A 21,355-nucleotide genomic window follows, 5' to 3' on the forward strand; every position below is an offset into this window, starting at 1 on the left:
CCTGCACCCACGCGTCAGAACAGCGCTGCCTGGGCCGGCTCCTCCGGAGGCGGCTGTCCCCGCCGTCCGTTCAACGCGAACTTGTCCTCGATCGTCTCGTCCGGCTCCGGAAACCCGTACTTCGCGATCAACGGCCGGATCCGCTCCCCGATCGAGTGCCGGTAGGGAGTCTCCGAACCCGACGAGTACAGCTTCGTGTACTCCGCCACCAACGACGGATACTCCCGCCGCAGCCAAGCGAAGAACACGTCCTTCACCCCGCCGGACAAGAACAGCGAGTGGTACAGCACGTCGGTCGCTCCGGCCGAAGCCACCGCCGCGACCAGCTCCTCCAGCTGCGAAGCCGAATCCGAAAGGAACGGCAGGATCGGCGACAGGAACACCGTGCACTCCAGGCCCGCGTCCCGGATCGCGCGGACCGTTGCCAGGCGGGCCGTCGTCGTCGCCGTGCCGAACTCCACCGACTGCCGGAGCTCCTCGTCCAGCAGCGACAGCGACACACCCAAGTGCACCGTCGTCGCCCGCGACGCCTTGACCAACCGGGGGAGGTCGCGGCGGATCAGCGGCCCCTTCGTCAGGATCGAGAACGGTACCCGGTGCCCCGCCAGCGCGTCGATGATGCCCGGCATCAGCTCGTAGCGGCCCTCCGCGCGCTGGTACACGTCCGTGTTCGTGCCGAACGCCACGCGCGGCGGGAGCTTCCGCTTGCGGGCCAGCTCGGCGCGCAGAACCTCCACGATGTTCGTCTTGACGATGATCTCGTTGTCGAAGTCGCCGGCCACGTTCAGCCCGAGGCGCGTGTGGGTCGGTCTCGCGAAGCAGTACTGGCACGCGTGCGTGCAGCCGCGGTACGGGTTGATCGTGTACTCGCCCGGCAACATCCGCGCGTCCGCCGGGACGTGGTTCAACGCGCTCTTCGCGAGCACCTCGTGGAACGTCACGTCGCGGAACTCCGGCGTCCGGACGCTGCGCACCAACCCGGTCAGCCGGGCCAGGCCCGGCAGTGCGCCCGCGTCCACCCGGTCCGTGCGCTGGCCGCTCCAGCGCATCGCGTCTTCGCTCACCGGCCGAGCATGCCCGAAGAACCGGAGCCCCGGCTAGCAGGATTCGGACATCACCGCTACAGCGCTTCGCCCCACTGCCCCGGCCCGGAGACGTGCCGCGGGTCGGTGATCGCGTGGTAGCCGCCGTGCACGAACACCAGCGCCGGCGCGTGCCGGTCGTGGCCCGTGGCCAGCACCTCGCCGACGACCAGCGTGTGGTCGCCCAGGTCGAACTTCTCGGCCAGGGCGCACTCCAGCCAGCTCGCGCCGTCCAGCACGAGCGCCCCGGTCCGCTCCCCCGGCTTCGCCCGCAGGAACGCAATTTCGGAGACGCGCGAAGCACGCGGGCCGGCGAACCGGCGGGCCACGTCCCGGGCGTCCGCCGGCAGGATCGACACCACCCAGCGGCCGGTTTCGAGGAGATCCGCCAGGAACGCCGACTCCTTGCGGAAGGACAGCGAAACCAGCGGCGGGTCGAGGGAGATCGACCCCAGGGAGTTGACGGTCACGGCGTCGTGCCGCCGGCCGCCGGAGGTGTCGCGGTACGTCGTGGCGACGCACACGCCGGTCGCGAAGGTGCGCATCGCACCACGGAGGTCAGGGGACATGGCTCGGCTCACACGGCTTGGGGGAAACGGAAGAACCGGTCCGGGTCGTACCGGCGCTTGACCTCGGCGAGCCGGGCGGCGTTCGGGCCGTAGTAGGCGCCGCGCCAGTCCTCGAGGTCCGGATCGGTGAAGTTGACGTACGACGCGTCCGGCGCGAACTCGCCCGTTTCGGCGTGCAGCGCGTGCAGCCAGTCCAGGTTCGCCGCGGCGACGCCCGGTGCGTCCTGCTCGGTCCACGACGTGTCCAGGCTGAGCAGGAACTTCGTGTCCCGGTGCGGGAACGCGGTGTCCGCCACCGGGACGCGGCCGATCGCCCCGCCCCACGCGAACAACGCCGCCCCGGCGCCGTCGGGGTTGCCGCTGCCCGGCCACTTCTCGACGGCCCGGACGAGCGCCTCCAGCCCGGCGTCCGCGATCGCGTGCGGCGTGCACCGCGTGCGGACGGCGAACGCCCCGCCTTCGCTGCTGTGGTGCAGGAAGGACGCCGCGGCCCAGAAGTCCCGGTCTTCGATGTCCACGCGATCGGGAGCCGCGACGGCGAAGGCCGGCGCCAGCAGCTCCCGCAGGTCCGAGGCCGGGCCGAGGTGGTGGCCCACCACGGAAACGACGCCGTCGTCGCCCGCCGACCGCGCGATGCCGATCCGGGCGGAGAACTCCTCCGGCGCGGCGAGCATGACCCCCTGCATCGCGGCCGGCACCGCGACCGCGTGCGGCCACGCCCAGAGCACGACGCAGGTCGAGCCGGCCGGGGCCGGGCGCGCCTGGAACGTGAAGCTCGTGTTCACGCCGAAGTTGCCGCCCCCGCCGCCGCGACAGGCCCAGAACAGGTCCGGGTTCTCCCCCGCGGACGCCGTGACGACCCGGCCGTCCGCGAGGACGACGTCGGTCGAGACCAGGGCGTCGCACGTGAGGCCGTGCGCGCGGGAGATCGTCGTGACGCCGCCGCCGAGGGTCAGCCCGCCGATGCCGACGGTGTCGGAGTTGCCGAGCGGGAACGTCAGGTCCCACGGCCGCAGCCCGGCGTAGAGCGCCTTCATCGGCGTCCCGCCGCCGACGGTGACCAGCCCGGTGCCGCGATCGACGCGGATGCCGGACAGCCGTCGCAGGTCGAGCACCAGGCCCGGCCCCGCCGAGTGACCCGCGTAGCTGTGCCCGCCGCCGCGGACCGCCACGGGCACTGACTCCGTGCGGGCCCATTCGACGGCCCGGGCGACGTCTTCCGCGCGGGAGACCGAGAGCACCGCCGCGGGGCGGGTGGCGGCGAACCGCCGGTTCACCGGCGCCACGGCGGCGAAGCCGGGGTCGCCGGGGAACCGGAGTTCGCCCAGGCCGCGCAGGCCGTCCCAGGCGGTCATGACGCCCTGCTTTCCGCCAGGACTTCTTCGAGGTAGGAGACGCCGGTGGCCGCGTGCTCGCCGTAGCGTTCCCAGACCTCGCGCAGCACCAGGGTGCCGCCGTGCCACTGCGGGGTGTTGGTGCTGTGCCCGGCGATCACCTCACCGCTCGCCAGGACCATCGTGTAGGCCAGCCGCAGGACGCCGCCGGCGTCGCAGGTGCCGGTCACCGTGCCGCGCCGGACGTGGCCGCCCTCGAACTCGGCCCACACCAGGTCGCCCTGCTGGCGGTACTCCGCGTACGTGCCGTCGCCGCCGCCCAGCGCGCGGAACCGGCGGCCGTCGTAGTGGATGCTCATTCGTCCACGTCCAGGAGTCCGGCCGGCATCGCCAGCGTGGTGCCGGCGGGCGGCGGTTCGATCTCGGTCGCGGCCACCTCGACCAGCGAAGCCGCGTACGCCAGCCGCTGCCGGCACGTCGCGGCGTCGTCCGCCTCGCACACGACGAACGAGTGCCGTGCGATGTAGCCGCCCGGCGGCAGCCGCAGCGTGGTGCCGGGTTCGACCATCGGCGACGCCATGACCAGCCCGGGCGCGTCCCACGGCACCTCGACCGAGTGCACGACGCAGTCGTGGTCCGGGTAGCCGAACCGGATCCCGGCGACCCCGGACCGCGTCGGGGTGACGTCCGGGCGCTGGCCGGTGGCGACGTCGAACAGCACGCTGCCCGGGTCGATGCCGGTGGCCGTCTTGCCCAGGAACGGGATGAGGTCCCCGCCGAGCCGGCCGTTGACCTCGATGATCACCGGGCCGCGGTCGGTCAGCCGCACCTCGGTGTGGGTGATCCCGTTCTCGATGCCGAGCACGCGGTGGGCTTCGGCCAGCACGCGCAGCAGTTCCCCGTCGCGCAGCAGCGGGTCGCCCGCGTCGACGAGGTGGCCGGTCTCCTCGAAGAACGGCGGCATCCCGGTGCTCTTGCGGGCGACGAACAGCGGCAGGTACTCGCCCTTGTGGACGGCGCCGTCGATGCTGATCTCCGGGCCGTCGGCGAAGCCTTCGATGATCGCGCCGCCGCGGTAGGGCTCGTCGCCGACGAGGCTGGCCTCGTGCGCGACGCGGTAGGCGGCGTCGAACTCCCCCGCGTCCCGGGCGAGGGAGACCCCCATGCTGGCGCCGAGCGCGCGGGGCTTGACGACCACCGGGAAGCCGATGCGGGCGACCGCCGCGCGGGCGTCGTCGAGGTCGGCCGCGAGGTGGAAGCCGGGCTGCGGCAGGCCGGCGGCGGTGAGCCGGACGCGGCAGCTGTGCTTGTCGCGGCAGCCGTGCACGCCGGGGATGCTCAGGCCGGGCACGCCGAACTCGTCGGCCAGTTCGGCCGCGGGCATGACCAGCGGCTCGTCCCAGCAGAGCACGCCGGCCACCGCGTAGCGGGTCGCCAGCTCACGGGCGGTCTCGGCGAGCAGCGCGTGGTCGAAGACGTTGACCACGGTGATGTCGTCGAAGTACTCGTGCTGCCAGGTCGGCTTGAGGTTGTTGATCAGGACCAGCCGGAGCCCGTTTTCGCGGGCGCGGCGGGCGACGGAGCGGACGAGGTATTCGCGGTAGAGCTTGAGACCGCTGCCGATGACGAGCAGCGCGCCCGGGTTCGGAGTCATCGAAAGTCCTTTCGGATCAGAGGAACGAGGACTGGGTGGCGAGCTCGGCGACGACGGCCTCCGCGGCCAGCGGGGCGGTGCGGAAGCCGTCGGGGCCGCTGGCCGGACGGGCCCAGGCGGCGGGCCCGACGCGGACGAAGCCGGTGTCGCCGCTTTCGGCGGTGGCGTAGTGGCAGTGCTTGACCCGCACGACGTCGTATCCGTCCACATCGGACACGACGCCGGCCGCGAGGACGCGCGCCGCCCAGCCCGCGTCGTCGTCGGGGCCGGACAGGGTGGTCACCTCGCGCCGGACGGCGTCGGTGCTCACCTTGAGCAGGGTCCCCGCCACCGAGGGCAGCAGCCACGCCCGCCCGTCGGCGCCGAGCCCGCCCGCGGTGGGCGTCGCCGCCCACGCGTGGGCGAGCGCGGCAGGTGGGCGCAGGTAGACCATCGTCTGCCGGTGCAGCTCGACCGGCCGGTCGAGCAGCGCCCCGGTCCAGGGACCGGCGGCGACGAGCACGACGTCGCCGGTCTCGGCCGTGCCGTCGGCGAGCCGGACCCTCGCCCGGTCCGCGTCGACGGCGACGGCCTCCCGGCCGGGCCGCAGCTCGGCGTCCGGGTGGTGGCGCAGCCAGCGCGCGGCGGCGTGCAGCACGCGGTCGGCGAGCAGCGTCCCCGCGTGCGGCTCGAGCACGGCGCCGCTGCCCCGCGGGAACCCGATGAGCGGGTAGGCGGACGGGTGGACGATCCGCAGGGGCACCCCGGCGGCCGCCGCGGTGGCGACGGCCGCCGGCACGAGACCGGGCGGCAGGGCCTGCAGCACCCCGACGCGCCGGTAGAGGCCGGCACCCGGCAGGTGGTCGCACAGCAGGGCGTCGAGCTCACGCCACCGCCGGTGCAGTTCGGCGGCCCGCCGCGTGGCGGCCCGGTCCCCGACGACGAGGGCCCGCAGCGCGCGGTGCTGGTCGAAGGAGGTGGCACCGGGGTGCGGCACGGGGCCGCGCTCCAGCAGCACCACGCGGTGCCCGGCGAGGACGCACCGGATGGCGGTGAGCAGCCCGGTGATGCCACCACCGACCACGACGACCCGAAGGCCGTCGCTCCGGTCGCCGCTAGCCGGACGGCTTCCGCCGGACCCGGCGGTGGTGGTCCCGGGCAGCGTGGCGGCGCTGCCGAGGGGGTCGGCCACCGCGCCTCCCTGCCGGGTACCGGCGGTCATCGGCCGGCCTCCGCTTCCCGCAGCCGGGGCAGCACCGCCGGCGTGAACGACTCCGCGTCGGGCCCCGCGTCCGCACCCAGCGCCTGCTCCGCCAGGTCGACCAGGATCGGCGCCGCTCCGCGCAGCAGGCGGTCGACCTCGAAGCAGAAGCCGCCGGCGTCGGCGACCGTCACCTCGCGGCCGTCGAGGCGGGCCAGCTGCTCCGCGATCGTCTCCGCCGCCCGGTTCAGGCTGAACCCGGCCAGTTCGTACGACGCCGCGAAGCGCTCGGCCATCCGCGAAGCCGCGCGGCGCGACCGCGAAGACACCGGCAGCGGGCCGAGGCCGACCCACCGGTTCACCTTGTCCGCGACCCGGTTCCACGGCTCGACCAGCCGCGACGAGGTCACCCGGGCCAGCCCGTCCCGGCTGAAGCTGGTCCGCTGGTGCTCGGGGCTGGTCGCGGCCAGGTGGAACCGGATCAGGTCCCGCGGCACCTCGGCGGCCAGCTCCCGGCTCCACACCACGTGCCCGCGGCTGGTGGAGAACTTCCGGTGGTCCAGCTCGTAGAACTCGTTGGTGAGGTAGCGCGCCGGCAGGTCGTAGCGGCCGTCCAGGGCCAGGAGCATGGCCGGGCCGGCGATCGCGAACGGGTAGATGTTGTCGAACCCGAGGAAGTACACGATCTCCGAACCCGCGCCGGCGAGCCACAGAGCGTCCTCCGCGGCACCAGGACCCGACCGCTTCTCCGCGGCCAGCGCCGTGGCGTGCATGCTCCACGCCATCGGCTCGGCGTTCGGGTTGACGCGCTGCCCCGCGACCTCGGGGAAGGGCACCTCGATGCCCCACGAGATCGGGTAAGTCACGGGGAAGTCCGGCAACGGCCGCGACAGCATCGCGGCCATCGCCTGCGCCATGTGCGGCCGCATCCCCGAGGCGTGCGCGGCGAAATGCGCCTGAAGCTGCGGGCGGTACCGCTCGACCGGCAGCACCAGCACGTCGGCCTCGCGCAGCACCACGGGGTCCGAAGGGTCCAAAGTGGACCGGACGTCCAGCAGGTCCCCCGCGGCGACCAGCTGCCCGCAGCTCTCGCAGAGCCCCGCGCACCCCTCGGCGAGGCACTCCGGGCAGCTGCCGGACGCGAAGCCGTCCACGAGGAACTGCCCCGAACGCGAGGAGTACGGGAACTTCATCGTGCGCAGTTCCAGCTTGCCGGCCGAGTACAGCCGGCCGACGAAGTCGACGACCCACCCGGTGAACCGGTCGTCGTCGCCGGTGTAGCCGTCGACGCCGATGCCCATCGCGGCGAGGCTGGCTTCGATCTGCGCGGCCGAGGTGGCGACCAGCTCCGCCGGGGTGACGCCGCGCCGGTGCGCGGTCGTCACCACGAACGTCGAGGTGTCCTGGAACCCCGTGCCCAGCAGCACTTCCCGGCCCTGGGACCGGGCGTAGCGGGTGTGCACGTCCGCGGCCAGGAACGGGCCGGCGATGTGCCCGAGGTGCAGGTCCCCGTTCGCCGTCGGGGCGGGTGAGATGACGACGGTCCGGGCGCTCATGACACGCTCGCTTCGTGGCGGGCGGTGAACTGGGCCGACATCTCGGTGTCCCACCACACGCCGTAGTACTCGAAGTCCTGGTCGCCTTCGTTGGCGACGCAGTGGGTCGAGCCGGGCGGCAGCCGGACGATGTCGCCGGCCGAGAACGGGTGCGGCTCGCCGTCGACGACCAGCGTGGCGGCGCCGGCGAGGGCGATGAAGATCTCGTACTCGTGGTGGGAGTGCGCGGTGGACGTGCTGTGAGGGCGCAGGACGCACCAGGCGCCTTCGAAGGGCGCGTTGAGCTCCGGCCAGGGCAGCAGCCGCTGCGAGTCGAGCCCGTACGCGCGTTCCAGGTTGGCGCGGTCGAGGCGGTGGACGTCGATCATGCCGCCACCACCACGGACTTGCCCGACCGGCGGCGGTCGTCGTCCGGGCCCGCACCCTCGCCGCGGCGCTCGACGATGTCCCCGGCGATCTCGGCCGAGCGCTGGGCCAGCACGCTGATCAGCGAGTCGGAGATGCCGTGCGTCGCCTCGTTGACGCCCTGCAGGTACAGCGCGCCGAAGGAGTCGGCGCCGAGGTCGGCGCGGTAGCGGCGGTCGACGGAGATCCCGTCCAGGCCGATCGCGCCGGCCAGGCCGCGGACCATCGACGGCATCCGCGGGTCGAAGCCCGTGCCGAGGAACACCGCGTCGCAGCGGATCTGCTCGACCGTGTCGTGCTTGAGGTCGCGGACGTCGAGCACGATCTCCTCGCCGCCACCGGGCAGGGGTTCGGTCCGGGCGCCGACGACGTCGGCGGAGCCGCGGATCGTCGAGACCGGCTCGCCGAGCATCTTCTGCTTGTAGAGCATCGTGTAGAGCTCTTCGAGGAACGGTGCGGCCAGGCCGCCGTAGTTGGTCAGGCGCATCTCTTCCAGGACCTTCGCCCGCGCCTCTTCGGACATGGTGAAGAACTCGTCGACGAAGGACGGGAAGAACAGCTCGTTGACGAACTTGCTGGTCTGGTAGTCCTTGAGGGCGATCGAGCGCAGCAGCAGCGTCGGGGACGAGCCCGGCGCTTCCTGGTGCAGGGCCATGAACATCTCGGCCGCGCTCTGCGCGCCGCCGATGACGACCGGCCGCAGCGGCTTGCCCGGGCGGGCCAGGCCGGTCGTCCCCGCGATCCGGGTGCTGAACTCGGTGCTGTGCACGACCCGCTCGGCCGGCAGCCCGCGGAACACGTCCGGCACGTGGGCGTCCCGGCCGCCGCCGACGACCAGGTCGCGGCAGAGGATCGTGTCGCCGTCCGACAGCGGGACGGTGAAGCCGAGCACCTGGCCCGACTCCGAGTGGATCGGCAGGACCCGCTCGGCGCGGGCGTTGTAGCGCACCCGGACCTGCTCCAGCGAGTCGGCGACCCATTGCAGGTAGGCCGAGACCTGCCAGCGGAAGGGGTTGAAGGTGCCGAGGTTGACGAACTCGTCGAGCTCGCCGCGCTCGTGCATGAAGTTGAGGAACGAGAAGCGGCTGCGCGGGTTGCGCAGGGTCACCAGGTCCTTCACATACGAAACCTGGCTGCGTGCCCACGGCAGCATCAGGTTGCGCTGCCACTTCACGTCTTCGTACTGCTCGAGGATCATGGCACCGCCGGCGACGCCGGACCGGCCGCACTCCTCGAGGGCCACGGCCAGTGCGAGGTTCGCCGGGCCGGCCCCGATCATCAGGACATCCACTTCGTGGACGGTCATGGTCTTCTCCGCTTTCTGGATCGGCTTTCCGGATCGACGTGCGGCGCGCCGGGTCGCGGCGCGCCGCACGCGGTGCTACTTGCTGACGGTGACGCTGAAGAGGTCGAGCTCGCGGAACTGGGTGGGCTGGACGTTGTGCAGCCGGGTCGCCCAGGCCGCGGTGCCGGACTGCCACCAGATCGGGATGGTCGGCATGTCCTGCAGGACGAGCTTTTCGGCCTGCTGGTAGAGCGCCTGGCCCTGCTGCTGCGACGGGGCGGCGTCGGCCTGCTGGAGCAGGGCGTCGACCTTCGGGTTGGAGTACTGGCCGACGTTCGAGGCCGCACCGGTGCGGAAGAGCGGGTTGAGGAAGTTCTCGATCGACGGGTAGTCCGCGACCCACGCCGAGCGGTAGATGCCCGTGACCGTCCGGTTGTCGAGCTGCTTGCGGAAGTCGCCCAGCGTCGTCTGCGGGGTGAACTTGCAGGCGCGGCCGAGGGAGTCCTGGATCTGCCGGCAGATGACCTCCATCCACTCCTGGTTGCCGGAGTCGATGTTGGACGTCAGCTCGATGTCACCCTGGAAGCCCGAGGCGTCGAACAGCTGCTTGGCCTTCTGCGGCTGGTAGGTGCACAGCTCGCCGCACTGGTTGTCGAGGTGACCCTGCACGTTCGGGGCGACCAGGCCGTCGGCCGGGGTGCGGCCGCCGTTGAAGACCTTCTGGATCAGGGCCTTCCGGTCGATCGCCATGGAGATCGCCTGCCGGAACTGCGGGCTGGCGTAGCGCTTGTCGAACAGCGGGAACGCGATCGCCTGGTAGCCGAGGTAGGTGTAGGTCTTGCGCCGGTCCTCGGGCAGGTCCTTCTTGATCTTGCCGCCCTGGGTCGAGGTCCACGGCGTGAAGGACAGGAAGTCGAGCTTGTTCGCGAGGACGTCCGCGTACGCCTTGTCCAGGTCGGTGTAGAAGCGGAAGTCGATGCCGCCGATGTTCGGCTTCTGCGCGCCGGCGAAGCCGTCGAACCGCTTCACGACGAGGTCCTTGCCCGGCGTGTACGAGTCGAACTGGAACGGCCCGTTGCCGACGGGGTGCGCTTCGAACGCCTTGCGGTCGGCGAAGAAGCTCGCCGGCATCGGGAAGAACGCCGCGTAGCCGAGCTGGACGCCGAACTCCGAGAACGGCGCGTCGAGGGTGACGGTGAACGTCCTGTCGTCGACGACCTTCAGGCCCGGCAGCTCCTTGGCCGCCGGCCGGGCGGCCGGCTGCTTGCCGTCCGGGGTCGCGTTGTTGACCTGCGAGAAGCCCACGACGTGCGAGAAGTAGCTGGCGCCGGCCATCAGGTTCGGGGAATACGCGGTGTAGTTCCACGCGTCGACGAAGCTCTTCGCCGTGACCGGCGTGCCGTCGTGGAACTTCCAGCCGTCCTTGATCTTGATGGTCCACACCTTGGAGTCGGTGGTGGTGACCGAGTCCGCGACGGCGTTGTGCGGGGCGGCCGTCTTGGCGTCGTACTCGATGAGGCCGCGGAACAGCGTGCCCAGCACGCTGATGCCGCCGACCTCGGTGGTGTTGCCCGGCACGAGCGGGTTGGCCGGCTCGGTCTCGCTGTAGCTGATGACCGCGTCGCGATCGATGTTCGCCGCGGCGGGCGCGGCCGCGCCGTCCGGCGGCGGAACGGCGGTGGTGCCGCTCGGGGTGCTGCACGCGCTGAGCGTCACGGCCAGCACGGCGGCCGCGCACACGGCGGCCCGGAGCTTTCGCATGGGTGTCTTCCTTCTCTTTCGGGGTGGGGTGCGGGTGGAGTCAGCGCCGGCCGGAGGTGATTCCGAGCGCCAGCGGGAACGCGGGCCGGCCCCCGAGCAGGTGGGCGCCGGCGGTCTGCAGGATCCGGTCCTGCGCCACGATGTGCTGGCACATCGTGGTGGTGTCGCGCAGCCAGCGGTCCAGCGGCGAAGGCCGGTAGATCGCGGTGGTCTGCACGAGGTCGTAGAGGCGGGTGACGATCGAGCGCGCCGTGCGGAACGCGTGCCGCCGGGACAGCGGCAGCGCGGCCCGCTCGCGCGGGGTCAGGTCGTCGAGGGAGCCCCCCGCGGACAGGACTTCGTGCTGACGCCGCAAAGCGCCGTAGACGCCTTCGCGAGCAGCGGCGAAGTCGCCTTCGCAATCGGCCAGGGTGGTCTGCGTGCGGTAGTCGTCCTCACGGCCGGCGGACACGGCGGCGTCCGTGGCGTGGTCGAGTGCGGCGCGGGCGACGCCGAGCGCGACGCCCGGCATGTTCCGCATGTGCACCTCGGGCTGGGCCAGCGGACCCGAACCCCCGCGCACGTCGGCGAACGTCAGCGTGTGCTCGGCGGGCACGAACACGTCGGTGATCGTGTAGTCGCAGCTGCCGCTGCCCGCCAGGCCGGTGGTGTGCCAGGTGTCGAGGACCTCGACGTCGGCCCTGGGCACCATGAGCAGGATCGAGTCGTGCGGCGACCCGTCGGCGCCGGGCTCGGGCTGGCCGTCGCGATAGAGGAAGGCGCCGGAGACGACCCAGTCGGCGTGCGTGACGCCGCTGCCGAACTGCCAGCGGCCGGTGAGGCGGTAGCCGCCGGGGACGATTTCCGCGCGGCCGTTGGGAAAGAGCAGCCCGGCGGTCGCCACGTCCAGGCTGGGGAACATCTCCGCGGCGACCGCGCGGTCCAGGAACGACGCGTAGAGGCCGGTGTCCGACCCGATCATCGCGCACCACCCGGCACCGGCGTCGCCGTGGGCCAGGGCCTCGATCACCTCGGTCTGCTCGGCCGAGGTGAGCTCGGGACCGCCGTGGTCGCGGGAGAAGCCCATCCGGAAGACGCCGGTGCCCCGCAGGAGGTCCACGACGTCCGGGGGCAGCCGCCGGGCCCGTTCGATCTCCTCGGCGCGCTCGCGCAGCACCGGGGCGAGGGCCTGGGCCCGGGCGAGGATCTCGGCCGCGGTTTCCGGCGGGCGGACCGGCAGCGGCTCGACTACGGTCATCACATCACTTCCCTCGATGTCTTCTTCTCGGTCGCGCGGAGTCTTCCGGGCCGCGTGGAAGTGATTGAAGCCAGCGCTTTAATTGATGGAAACGGTTGTCCGGCAAGGAAAATCAACACAGCCGCAAATGAAGTAGACAGGCGAAGGGCCATGAGGGACGTTCGTCCCGCACCGGGGACGGCAGCCGCCGCACCGGAAACCGATCTCGGTCCAGTTCGCCGAAATCGACCACGAACCGATCATCGACCTCTGATCTCCGCGCACACCGGCCGGATGCAGCAATCACTGCGTCCGGGCGGGCGCGGGTAAGACGAATTCCGCGACAACCGCGTCACGCTCCGACAATGGCCGTTGCACACGTCACTGCGGAATTGATTTTCCGGCGACGACAACTCTGCCAGTCAACTGGAAAGGCCGCTGCAATGAGGAAGCCGGCACCCGGACCACGGTGCGGCACACCCCCTTCGCACGCCACCTGGAGGCTCGGCCGTGACCACCACCGAAAAACCCGCCGGCGTACTGGCCGTCCTGCGCCGGACGCCCACTCCCGTCCGCTCCCTGCTGGGGGGCGTGCTCGTCAACCAGCTCGGCGCGTTCGTCCAGACGTTCATGGTGCTGTACCTGGTCTTCCGCGGCTTCTCCGCGGGACAGGCCGGCCTCGTCATCGCCGCCTACAGCATCGGCTCGGTCCTCGGCGGCCTGGCCGGCGGCGAGCTGGTCCACCGCGTCGGCCCGCGGGCCACCATCACCGCCGCGATGGCCGGCTCGGCCGCGATCCTCGCCGTCGTCCCGTTCTTCGGCCGCCCCGGGCTCCTCGTTCCGCTGATGGCCGCGCTGCTGCTCGCGGGCCTCGCGACCCAGAGCTACCGGCCTGCGGCCGCCGTCCTGCTCAGCGAGCTGATGCCCGACGCCGACCGCGTCATGGGGTTCTCGATGATGCGGATCGCCCTCAACCTCGGCGCGGCACTCAGCCCGCTGATCGCGGCCGGGCTGATCCTGCTCGACTGGAACCTCCTGCTGTGGTTCGACGCGGCGACCGCGCTGCTCTACGCGGTGCTGGCGGTCCGGCTGCTGCCCGACCTCCGCGTCGGACGTGAGACGTCCGCGCCGGCCGAGAGCGGAACCCGGGCCGCGTACCGGACCCTGCTGCGCGACGGGCGGTTCTGGTTCTTCCTGGGCTCGGTGCTGATCGGGTCGGTCATCTACGTCCAGTACACGGTCGCGCTGCCGCTGAAGATCACCGCCGAGGGGCACTCCGCCGGCCTCTACAGCGTCGTGCTCGTGACCGCTTCGGCCGTGCTGATCCTGTGCGAATTGAAGATCACCTCGTACGTCACGCGCTGGCCGGGCCACGTCGCCGCGACGGCCGGGACCGTGCTGATGGGCCTGGGCGTCGCCGGTTTCGGGATCAGCGGCGGCTCGGCGGTCGCCCTCGTCGCGTGCACGGTCGTCTTCGTCTTCGGGATCATGACCAACGGACCGACGATGTTCGCCTACCCCTCGACGTTCCCCGCCGCCGTCAAGGCGCGCTACATCAGTGCCCACCAGGCGACTTTCGGCCTGGGCATGGCACTCGGCCCGCTGTTCGGCGTCGCCGCGTGGGTCGCGCTGGGCAACGGCGTCTGGTGGCTGTGCGGCGCGCTCGGCCTGGTGGCGGCGCTGTGCGCCCTGCTCGGCATGACGGCCCGCCGCGCCACCCCCTGAGATCCCGGACCCCGACGGCCGTCCGCTGCACGCGGGCGGCCGTCGAGTGTTGCCGCAATTCACCGGAATGACGTAAACAGCACCAGAAATGATCTACAAAGTGTCAGAGCAATGCACGAACGGGCTAACAAGACCGCCAAACAGCGGAAGAGACACCGGCCGCGAAGAGCGACGCTGAGTGAGTGAGGGGAAGGGGATTCACATGGGCAGACCAGAAAAGCCCGTCAACACGTCCGGTGGCATCGCCACCCAGTTCGCCCGGGAATTGCGCGAACTGCGCGCGCGGGCCGGCAACCCGACCTACCGGGAAATGGCCCGGTCGGCGATGTTCTCGTCGTCGGTGCTCTCCAGTGCGGCGAGTGGCAACCGGATGCCCTCGCTGCAGGTGACGCTCGCGTTCGTCGCCGCGTGCGGCGGCGACGACGAGGCGTGGCGCCGGCACTGGCACGCCGCGACGAGCGGCTATACGGAGCCTCCGTTCGGGGGGCGCAGGAGAAGACCGACGTTGTTCCAGCGGCGCGGTACCCCGCCGCACCCGGCGCAGCTACCGCAGCGGCCCCGGGGATTCACCGGCCGGACGGCCGAACTGGCGTGGCTGCGGTCCCCGTGTGACACGCCCCTGGTGATCAGCGGCCCGGCCGGCGTCGGGAAGAGCGACCTCGCGCTGCACTACGCGCATTCGATCGCCGCGGAGACCGACGGGCAGCTCTACGCCGACCTCGGCGGCCTGCGCCACGGCGGCGGCGCTCCACCCGGCCCGGCGACGGCCGACCTCCTCGACGGGTTCCTGCGCGCGCTCGGCGTCGAGGACGACCAGCTCTCCGGTACCTTCGACCACCGGGCCGGGCTGTACCGCACGCTGCTGGCCGAACGCCGGCTCGTCGTCGTGCTGGACAACGTCCAGGACGAACAGCAGGTGCGCCCGCTGCTCGCCGAAACCACCACGAGCACGACGCTGCTGGTCAGCCGCAAACGGCTGCTGGGCCTGCGCGACGTCCACCGGCTGCAGCTGAGCCCGCTGCCGCGCGGCGACTCGATCGCGATGATCACCGCGGCGCTCCCGCACGTCGCCGTCTCCGCCGGCCCCGACTGCGACCAGCTCGCCGAGCTGTGCGGCGACCTGCCGCTCGCGCTCGACCTGGCCCTGCGCAAGATCGCCTCGCGGCCGCGGCTGACGCTGCGGCGCGTCGTCGAAGAGTGGCGCCTCAAAGGCAACACCGTGGACTGGCTGAGCGTCGGGGACCTTTCCCTGCGCGACTCCCTGGACTCCGCCTACCGCACGCTCAGCCCGCCCGCGCGGGAGCTGCTGGAGCGGCTGGCGCAGACTCCGCCCGGCGGGTTCGACGGGGTGTCCGCGGCGCTGGACGAGCTCGTCGAGGAAATCGCCGACGCCGGCCTGCTCACGCACGCCGATCCGTACCTCGACGACCACGGCATGCCGCCGCCCGTGCGCGACTTCGTCCTCGGCATCGTCGAGGCCGGTGGACACGACCTCCCGGCCCTCGCCGGGCCCGTGTCCGCCTAGCAGCGGGACGGCCGGCAACGGCGCCGCCGTCCCCTTGTCTTCTCCGGGGAAGCCCGGCATTGATTGTCCTTTGCGGACAAGGCTCCCAGCCAAGTCCGCGATGGCCTGTAATCAGCACAGCACGGGTTTTCCGCTGACGCAGGCAGGTCGGACGCACCGGTCGTTCCGGCGGAACCCGTTCCCCACGGTTTCCCCGGAAGGACAGGTCATGCTCGACAACGGCATCCCGGTACGGACCCCGCCCACCCCGCGTCCGGGGCCCGGTGCTCACCGACGCTACGCGGCGTATTACGCCATGTCTGCTTCGATCATGCTGCTCGCCGCCGCGGTCTGGCTGTCGACCCGGCTGCGGCCGAGCACGGCATGGCACGACGTCGCGCTGTTCGCGCACCTCGCGTCCCTCATCCTGGGTTTCGGCGCGGTCCTGGTCGCGGACTACTTCTTCGCCCTGTGGGCGTTCGGGCGCGCGTCGTTCGCCGAAGCCGTCCACAGCGCTTCCCGGCTGCACCTGCTGGTCTGGGGCGGGTTGACGGGCCTGGTCGCGAGCGGCGCGCTGCTCTCCCCCGATCTCGGTTCCGCCGCCACGATCGTGAAGCTCTGCCTCGTCGGTGTGCTCGCCGTCAACGGCGTGCGCGCGACGGTGCTGGGCAACCGCATGGCCCTCGTCGAAGGCCCGGTCCCGGTCCGCCTGCTCGTCCAGGGCGGGCTCACCACGGCGGTTTCCCAGCTGTGCTGGTGGGGCGCGGTCGTCATCGGCTTCCTGAACGCGACCCGATGACCGTGCAGCTCTCCGGATCCGGCCGGACCCGCGGCCCCGCGGCCGATCCCGTCGGCGGTCGCGCGCCTCCCGGGCCGGGTTCTCCGCCAGTCCCGGACCGCCCGCCCACCCGACGAATCGAGTGACGATGACCCACCAACGGCTCCTGATGTGTTCCGCGCGGTACTTCCGCATCGACTACGAAATCAACCCGTACATGCACGTCGGCGTCCAGCCCGACGTCGAGGCCGCCATCACCGAACACGAGAACATCGTGGAGGCGCACCTGGCGGCGGGCCGCAAGATCGAGTTCGTGGACGCGGACCCGTCGTGCCCCGACATGACGTACACGGCCAACGCGGCGGTCGTCCGGGGAAAGCGTGCGGTGCTGGCGACGCTGCCTCCCGAGCGCGCGGCGGAGACCCCGCACCACCGGGCGTGGCTGGAGGCGCACGGGTTCGAGGTGGCTTCGACGCGCTACGCGTTCAGCGGCCAGGGAGACGCACTGGCGTGCGGGCCGGTGTTGCTGGCCGCCCACGGGCAGCGCACGGACGTCCGCGCGTTCCGGACCTTGGCGCGGCACCTGGACTACGAGATCGTCCCGCTCCGCACGACGAGTTCCCGGTGGTACGACCTGGATCTGGCGGTGGCGGTGATCCACCCGTCGGTCCTGGCTTACCACCCCCTCGCCTTGGACTCGCGGAGCTTGCGCACACTGCGCGGACTCGGCGTGGACCTGATCGAGGTGGCTCCCGCCGAGGCAGCGGCCTTCGCGCTGAACCTGATCAGCGACGGCCGGACGGTGACGATGACCTCGGGTGCCCCGCGGCTGGCGGCGGACCTGAGGTCGCTGGGGCTGGCGGTGACGGAGCTGGCCACGACGGAACTCCGCAAGGGCGGCGGAGGTATCCGCTGCACGGCGTTGACGCTGGACAACCCGGTCTGACGGCGGTGCCTGGCGAGGGGCGTCCCTCGCCAGGCACGCGGTTCGTCCGCAATGTTCCTTTTCAAAGCCGCTGCACAGCTCTCGCACATGAGCCCCCTACCTTCCTCCAGCAGGGTCGAAGGCATGGAAAACCCGCATCCGGCCTACGAAGGCCGCCCGCTGCCCCGGCCGCGGGACGAGGTCGTCGACCAAGGTCTCGGCTTCGACGTCCAGACGCTGCTCGACCGCCGCCGGGCGCTGCGGTTCCTCGGTCTCGGCGCGGCCGGCGCCGTGCTGACCGCGTGCGGCAGCGGCTCCAGTAGTTCTTCGAGTGTCGCGACGTCGTCGTCGACTTCGACCGCGTCCGGCGAAATCCCGGACGAGACGGCGGGACCGTACCCGGGCGACGGCTCCAACGGACCGGACGTGCTCGAGCAGAGCGGCGTCGTGCGCAGTGACATCCGGTCCAGTTTCGGCACCGGCAGCGGCACCGCCGAAGGCGTGCCCATGACCTTGGAACTGGTGGTGGCGGATCTGGCCAAGGGCGGCGCACCGTTCGCCGGCGTGGCCGTGTACGTCTGGCACTGCGACCGCGCCGGGCGGTACTCCCTTTATTCGGACGGGATCGAAAACGAGAACTACCTGCGCGGCGTCCAGATCGCCGACGCCGACGGCCGGGTGAGCTACACGAGCGTCTTCCCCGCCTGTTACGACGGCCGTTGGCCGCACATCCACTTCGAGGTGTACCCCGACCAGGCCGGCATCACCGACGCCACCCAGGCGATCGCCACGTCGCAGGTCGCGTTGCCGCAGAACGTGTGCGAAGCGGTCTACGCCCGGTCCGGCTACGAGCAGTCGGTAGCGAACCTCGAGAAGGTGAGCCTGAGCAACGACAACGTGTTCGGCGACGACAGCGGCGCGTTGCAGCTCGCCACGGTGACGGGAGACGTCACGAGCGGGTACCAGGTGACGCTGAACGTCGGAGTGAACACGACAACCAAACCCTCGGGCGGCGCGCCGGCGGGTGGGCAGCCACCGTCCCGGTGATGTCCTCGGCACCCAGCAAGCGGGAACCCGCCTCTGGTCAAGCCACCGGAGCTACGACGCGTGCCACCACGGCACGTCAGTGTCGCCGAACAGGACAACGAACAACGACACGGGAAACCGCCCGTCCCACGGAAGGAAGTCGACAACCGTCGTTTCGACTTCTTCAGCGCTGAGCAAACGGACACCAGCCTCCCGGAGCAAGGTGATGATACGGGCTCCCTCCGGAGGCGTCTCCGGTCCGACACCGACGACCACATCGGAGCGAGCTATCTCTCCGTCCACCGGAGTGCGGGCCAGCAGCGCGAACGGTCCTACAGCCGACAACCACAACGACCACACCGGCGTTTTCCCGCCGACCTGCACCACATACGAGAGCTGACGTCATCCTCGCGGTCGGTCCAGCCCTCCACCCGCAGGGGTCTGCCGCAACCGATCCACGAGGGGTTCCCAGGGCCGCGCCCGCAGAGCTTCGGAGAAGAATCCGTAATCCGGCTTCTGCAGGTCTCCATACGCTCGTCGCGCGTATTCGAGAAACTCGTCCATGCTCCTGCCCGTCCCTGGGTCCACGGTGAACGGTGCATTCCATGCTTACTGCGGCTCACTGTCCACTAGAGGTCGATGACGACCTTGCCGTGCACGTGCCGGCCGGCCTGCAACTCGGCCGCGCGGCGGATCTGCTCGATCGGGAAGCTCGCCGCGACCGGCACCCGGAGCCGGCCCGCCGCGACCAGGCGGGCGATCTCCTCCAGGGCGCCGGGGGCGGCGTTCGCGCCGTTGGCCGCCGATACGCCGTCGACTTGCGCGGCGATGGTGCAGATGCGGCTGTCCGGCACGCCGAGCTCCCTCGCGACGTGGAGCGTCTCCGTCCCGTGCAGGTCGATGGCGGCGGTGACACCGCCGGGAGCGAGGGCCCGGACCCGCTCGGCCAAGCCGTCGCCGTAAGCGACCGGCTCGGCTCCGAGACCACGCAGGAACTCGGCCGATGCCGCCGATCCCGTCCCGATCACCCGCGCTCCCGCGAGCCGGGCCAGCTGGACGGCGAACACCCCCACCCCGCCCCCGGCGCCGCCGATCAGGACGGTGTCGTCCGGGCCGGGGGCCACCGCGGCGAGGGCAGCCGATGCCGTGCGGCCGGCGATCGCGAGGGTGGCGGCGGTGCGGTCGTCGACGCCGTCGGGGGTGTGGTGGGCCTCGTTCGCCGCGACCGCCCCGGCCGGGTCGACCACCACGAAGTCGGCGACCGCGCGGGACAGGGCGCCCCCGAACACCCGGTCGCCGGGTGCGAAGCCGGTCACCCCGGCACCGACCTGGTCGACCACTCCCGCGTAGTCGGTCCCGAACCCGGCCGGGAGGCTCAACCCGAACCGGGCGGCGGTCTCGGCGTCGGCGGTCATGATCCAGTCCATCGGGTTGAGACCGGCCGCGGTGACCCGCACCCGGACCTGTCCCGGACCGGCCTGCGGAGCGGGAATCTCGCGGATGTTCAGGACTCCGGGACCGCCGAACGCGTCGAGCTGGACCGCCCTGCTCCTGGCCGTCGAATGCTGGTCACGCTGGTGCTGCATGGACGCCTGCCTCCTTGAAGTGAGGGAATGCAGCGAAACGGACTATGCTCCGTTTACCTGGGCAACCCTAACACAACCGGAGCGTGATCCGTTTTGAGCGAGGCGGAGATGCGGGAACCACGGGCGGACGCGATCCGCAACCGCGACCAGCTGCTGGCGGTGGCGACCCGCATGTTCGTGTCGGCTGACGAGCCGTCGATGCGCGCGATCGCCCGCGAGGCCGGCGTCGGCATCGCCACGCTCTACCGGCACTTCCCGACCCGGGAGTCGCTGGTCGACGCGGTCTACCGCGACCAGGTCGGGCGGCTGACGACCGGCGCCCGCGAACTGCTCGACCGGCTGCCCCCGGCGGCCGCGATGCGGCACTGGATGGACTTGTTCGGGGACTGGATCGCGACCAAGAACGGCATGCTCGACACGCTGCTCACGATGATCGACGCAGGCGAGATCGCCCACGCACAGACCCGGACCGAGCTACTGGCGGCCATCACCACCATTCTCGACGCCGGCCGCGCGGCAGGCGACCTGCGCTCTGACGTCACTGCCGAAGACATCGCCGCGTCCCTCATCGGCATCTTCACCGTGGCCCCCCGGCCCGAGCAGGAAGCCAAGGCCGGCCGCCTGCTGAACCTCCTGATGGACGGCCTCCGGCCGCCCGGCTGAGCCGCTCGAACCGGCGAGCACGTCAGGGAGCCGAAGCTGCTCAGCGCTCAAGCCACGGAGCCAGCAACGCCTCGAGGTCAGCGTCCGACAGCGCACGCGGTCCACCGTGGAACTCGTGCCACCGCGAAGCATCCCGCGCCGCGTTGTACTCCACCTCGAACGCCCGCATCAACACGTACATGAACGTCACCGAACTGAACCGCTCACCCAGCAACGTCCGCGCCTCACGCGCCACCTCCGTCGCGCCGCGACCGCACACGTCCGCGAGCTTCAACGATTCCGCAGCCGGATCCAACAGGCTCGGCGCATACATCACGACAATTTCTCCATCACAAAAGCAGAAACGAAAACTCAGCCTTCGGCGGCCAGCTGACCACAAGCCGCGGCGATCTCCTGACCCCGCGTATCGCGCACCGTGCACGCCACACCACCCGCGTTCACCAGCCGCACGAACTCCCGCTCCACCGGCTTCGGCGACGCGTCCCACTTCGAACCCGGCGTCGGATTCAACGGAATCACGTTCACGTGCACCAACTGACCCAAGTGCTTCCGCAACCGCTTCGCCAGCAACTCGGCCCGCCACGGCTGGTCATTGATGTCACGGATGAGCGCATACTCGATCGACACCCGCCGGCCCGACGTGTCCGCGTAATACCTGGCGGCGGAGAGAACCTCGTCCACCGACCAGCGCTCGTTCACCGGCACCAAGGTGTCCCGCAGCTCGTCGTCCGGCGTGTGCAGCGAAACGGCCAGCCGCACCTGCATCTTCTCGTCCGCCAGCTTGCGAATCGCCGGCGCCAAACCCACCGTCGACACCGTCACCGACCGCTGGCCGATCCCCAGCCCACCCGGCGCGGGATCGGTGATCCGCCGGACCGCGGCCACCACGCGCTTGTAGTTGGCCAGCGGCTCACCCATGCCCACCCTTTTACAACGCCTCTACCAGCGCATACACCAAAAGGTATCGCGAGGCTAAGCCCCTGACAGGCGAGCGGGCAGCAGCCGGAGCAGTCCTGTCCACCGACGCTGCACTATGCACCTGCGCTTGACCTGCTGCGTGGATCCTCAACTCGAGCGCGGGGCGGGCCGAAGCGCCCGCCCCGCGC

20 protein-coding genes and 1 pseudogene are annotated in these 21,355 nt (G+C 71.4%); 6 read left to right on the plus strand and 15 right to left on the minus strand.

Translation table 11 applies throughout. The annotated features are described in order from the left end of the window. Positions 1 to 14: 14 nt before the first annotated feature. From QRX60_RS51430 to QRX60_RS00685, 11 genes are all read right to left on the minus strand, one after another. Positions 15 to 1,064 carry a radical SAM protein gene (locus QRX60_RS51430; RefSeq protein ID WP_332845819.1) on the minus strand — a complete coding sequence of 350 codons (1,050 nt, stop codon included), beginning with the start codon at positions 1,062 to 1,064 and terminating at the stop codon, positions 15 to 17. A gap of 56 nt (positions 1,065 to 1,120) precedes the next feature. Next, positions 1,121 to 1,627 carry a flavin reductase family protein gene (locus QRX60_RS00640; RefSeq protein WP_285998839.1) on the minus strand — a complete coding sequence of 169 codons (507 nt, stop codon included), beginning with the start codon at positions 1,625 to 1,627 and terminating at the stop codon, positions 1,121 to 1,123. 32 nt (positions 1,628 to 1,659) lie between these two features. Then, positions 1,660 to 3,006: an FAD-binding oxidoreductase gene (locus tag QRX60_RS00645; protein WP_285998840.1), complete on the minus strand. Its 1,347-nt coding sequence runs from the start codon at positions 3,004 to 3,006 to the stop codon at positions 1,660 to 1,662. Next, complete coding sequence (locus tag QRX60_RS00650) at positions 3,003 to 3,344, minus strand: hypothetical protein (protein ID WP_285998841.1); 342 nt, start codon at positions 3,342 to 3,344, stop codon at positions 3,003 to 3,005. Before QRX60_RS00650 ends, QRX60_RS00645 begins: the two co-directional genes overlap by 4 nt. Beyond that, the gene (locus tag QRX60_RS00655) at positions 3,341 to 4,639 is read right to left on the minus strand and encodes an ATP-grasp domain-containing protein (protein ID WP_285998842.1); all 1,299 of its coding nucleotides are present in this window, start codon (positions 4,637 to 4,639) and stop codon (positions 3,341 to 3,343) included. The genes QRX60_RS00650 and QRX60_RS00655 overlap by 4 nt, the downstream gene beginning before the upstream one ends. Positions 4,640 to 4,655: 16 nt before the next feature. Continuing rightward, on the minus strand, positions 4,656 to 5,810 hold the full coding sequence (locus QRX60_RS00660) for an NAD(P)/FAD-dependent oxidoreductase (protein ID WP_285998843.1): 1,155 nt from the start codon (positions 5,808 to 5,810) through the stop codon (positions 4,656 to 4,658). Positions 5,811 to 5,836: 26 nt separating this feature from the next. Beyond that, positions 5,837 to 7,375 (minus strand): class I tRNA ligase family protein, encoded by a 1,539-nt coding sequence (locus tag QRX60_RS00665; protein WP_285998844.1) that lies wholly within the window; start codon positions 7,373 to 7,375, stop codon positions 5,837 to 5,839. Further along, positions 7,372 to 7,743: a cupin domain-containing protein gene (locus QRX60_RS00670; RefSeq protein WP_285998845.1), complete on the minus strand. Its 372-nt coding sequence runs from the start codon at positions 7,741 to 7,743 to the stop codon at positions 7,372 to 7,374. Before QRX60_RS00670 ends, QRX60_RS00665 begins: the two co-directional genes overlap by 4 nt. Further along, a complete protein-coding gene (locus QRX60_RS00675) occupies positions 7,740 to 9,086 on the minus strand; it encodes a SidA/IucD/PvdA family monooxygenase (RefSeq protein ID WP_285998846.1) in 1,347 nt (448 codons plus the stop codon). Before QRX60_RS00675 ends, QRX60_RS00670 begins: the two co-directional genes overlap by 4 nt. A gap of 75 nt (positions 9,087 to 9,161) precedes the next feature. Continuing rightward, the gene (locus QRX60_RS00680) at positions 9,162 to 10,826 is read right to left on the minus strand and encodes a peptide ABC transporter substrate-binding protein (protein WP_285998847.1); all 1,665 of its coding nucleotides are present in this window, start codon (positions 10,824 to 10,826) and stop codon (positions 9,162 to 9,164) included. Between the two features lie 40 nt (positions 10,827 to 10,866). Then, entirely contained in the window at positions 10,867 to 12,063 is a 1,197-nt protein-coding gene (locus tag QRX60_RS00685; protein ID WP_285998848.1) for an acyl-CoA dehydrogenase family protein, read from the minus strand. 489 nt (positions 12,064 to 12,552) lie between these two features. On the opposite strand from QRX60_RS00685, the gene QRX60_RS00690 reads away from it, so the two are divergent. The 5 genes from QRX60_RS00690 to QRX60_RS00710 all read left to right on the plus strand — a co-directional run bounded on the left by QRX60_RS00690 (position 12,553) and on the right by QRX60_RS00710 (position 18,021). Beyond that, the gene (locus QRX60_RS00690; protein WP_285998849.1) at positions 12,553 to 13,767 is read left to right on the plus strand and encodes an MFS transporter; all 1,215 of its coding nucleotides are present in this window, start codon (positions 12,553 to 12,555) and stop codon (positions 13,765 to 13,767) included. Positions 13,768 to 13,969: 202 nt separating this feature from the next. Further along, entirely contained in the window at positions 13,970 to 15,292 is a 1,323-nt protein-coding gene (locus QRX60_RS00695; RefSeq protein WP_285998850.1) for a helix-turn-helix domain-containing protein, read from the plus strand. Between the two features lie 295 nt (positions 15,293 to 15,587). After that, on the plus strand, positions 15,588 to 16,070 hold the full coding sequence (locus QRX60_RS00700; RefSeq protein WP_285998851.1) for a hypothetical protein: 483 nt from the start codon (positions 15,588 to 15,590) through the stop codon (positions 16,068 to 16,070). A 127-nt stretch (positions 16,071 to 16,197) separates the two neighbouring features. After that, a complete protein-coding gene (locus QRX60_RS00705) occupies positions 16,198 to 16,995 on the plus strand; it encodes a dimethylarginine dimethylaminohydrolase family protein (RefSeq protein WP_285998852.1) in 798 nt (265 codons plus the stop codon). Positions 16,996 to 17,118: 123 nt separating this feature from the next. Continuing rightward, a complete protein-coding gene (locus tag QRX60_RS00710; protein WP_285998853.1) occupies positions 17,119 to 18,021 on the plus strand; it encodes an intradiol ring-cleavage dioxygenase in 903 nt (300 codons plus the stop codon). 51 nt (positions 18,022 to 18,072) lie between these two features. Here the strand turns inward: QRX60_RS00710 and QRX60_RS00715 are convergent, their stop codons facing one another. Together QRX60_RS00715 and QRX60_RS00720 are read right to left on the minus strand one after the other, a co-directional pair. Next, positions 18,073 to 18,387, minus strand: a complete 315-nt coding sequence (locus QRX60_RS00715) for a hypothetical protein (protein WP_285998854.1) — start codon at positions 18,385 to 18,387, stop codon at positions 18,073 to 18,075. A gap of 242 nt (positions 18,388 to 18,629) precedes the next feature. Then, the gene (locus QRX60_RS00720) at positions 18,630 to 19,586 is read right to left on the minus strand and encodes an NADP-dependent oxidoreductase (protein WP_285998855.1); all 957 of its coding nucleotides are present in this window, start codon (positions 19,584 to 19,586) and stop codon (positions 18,630 to 18,632) included. 93 nt (positions 19,587 to 19,679) lie between these two features. On the opposite strand from QRX60_RS00720, the gene QRX60_RS00725 reads away from it, so the two are divergent. After that, entirely contained in the window at positions 19,680 to 20,249 is a 570-nt protein-coding gene (locus QRX60_RS00725; protein ID WP_285998856.1) for a TetR/AcrR family transcriptional regulator, read from the plus strand. Between the two features lie 40 nt (positions 20,250 to 20,289). Here the strand turns inward: QRX60_RS00725 and QRX60_RS00730 are convergent, their stop codons facing one another. Both QRX60_RS00730 and QRX60_RS00735 read right to left on the minus strand, forming a co-directional pair. Then, positions 20,290 to 20,565, minus strand: coding sequence for a hypothetical protein (locus QRX60_RS00730; protein WP_456298881.1), 276 nt, complete (start codon positions 20,563 to 20,565; stop codon positions 20,290 to 20,292). A 35-nt stretch (positions 20,566 to 20,600) separates the two neighbouring features. Next, positions 20,601 to 21,173 (minus strand): annotated as a pseudogene (locus QRX60_RS00735) (radical SAM protein); the annotation flags it as partial. Between the last annotated feature and the right edge of the window lie 182 nt (positions 21,174 to 21,355).

It is taken from the genome of Amycolatopsis mongoliensis (assembly GCF_030285665.1).
Lineage (GTDB): Bacteria > Actinomycetota > Actinomycetes > Mycobacteriales > Pseudonocardiaceae > Amycolatopsis > Amycolatopsis mongoliensis.

Bases quoted from the DNA above. Each gene is read 5' to 3' on its own strand.
- QRX60_RS00710 (WP_285998853.1), top strand. From the start codon at position 17,119: ATGGAAAACCCGCATCCGGCCTACGAAGGCCGCCCGCTGCCCCGGCCG.
- QRX60_RS00675 (WP_285998846.1), bottom strand. From the start codon at position 9,086: ATGACCGTCCACGAAGTGGATGTCCTGATGATCGGGGCCGGCCCGGCG.
- QRX60_RS00680 (WP_285998847.1), bottom strand. From the start codon at position 10,826: ATGCGAAAGCTCCGGGCCGCCGTGTGCGCGGCCGCCGTGCTGGCCGTG.
- QRX60_RS00655 (WP_285998842.1), bottom strand. From the start codon at position 4,639: ATGACTCCGAACCCGGGCGCGCTGCTCGTCATCGGCAGCGGTCTCAAG.
- QRX60_RS00670 (WP_285998845.1), bottom strand. From the start codon at position 7,743: ATGATCGACGTCCACCGCCTCGACCGCGCCAACCTGGAACGCGCGTAC.
- QRX60_RS00640 (WP_285998839.1), bottom strand. From the start codon at position 1,627: ATGCGCACCTTCGCGACCGGCGTGTGCGTCGCCACGACGTACCGCGAC.
- QRX60_RS00665 (WP_285998844.1), bottom strand. From the start codon at position 7,375: ATGAGCGCCCGGACCGTCGTCATCTCACCCGCCCCGACGGCGAACGGG.
- QRX60_RS00695 (WP_285998850.1), top strand. From the start codon at position 13,970: ATGGGCAGACCAGAAAAGCCCGTCAACACGTCCGGTGGCATCGCCACC.
- QRX60_RS00650 (WP_285998841.1), bottom strand. From the start codon at position 3,344: ATGAGCATCCACTACGACGGCCGCCGGTTCCGCGCGCTGGGCGGCGGC.
- QRX60_RS00645 (WP_285998840.1), bottom strand. From the start codon at position 3,006: ATGACCGCCTGGGACGGCCTGCGCGGCCTGGGCGAACTCCGGTTCCCC.
- QRX60_RS00685 (WP_285998848.1), bottom strand. From the start codon at position 12,063: ATGACCGTAGTCGAGCCGCTGCCGGTCCGCCCGCCGGAAACCGCGGCC.
- QRX60_RS00720 (WP_285998855.1), bottom strand. From the start codon at position 19,586: ATGCAGCACCAGCGTGACCAGCATTCGACGGCCAGGAGCAGGGCGGTC.
- QRX60_RS00700 (WP_285998851.1), top strand. From the start codon at position 15,588: ATGTCTGCTTCGATCATGCTGCTCGCCGCCGCGGTCTGGCTGTCGACC.
- QRX60_RS00705 (WP_285998852.1), top strand. From the start codon at position 16,198: ATGACCCACCAACGGCTCCTGATGTGTTCCGCGCGGTACTTCCGCATC.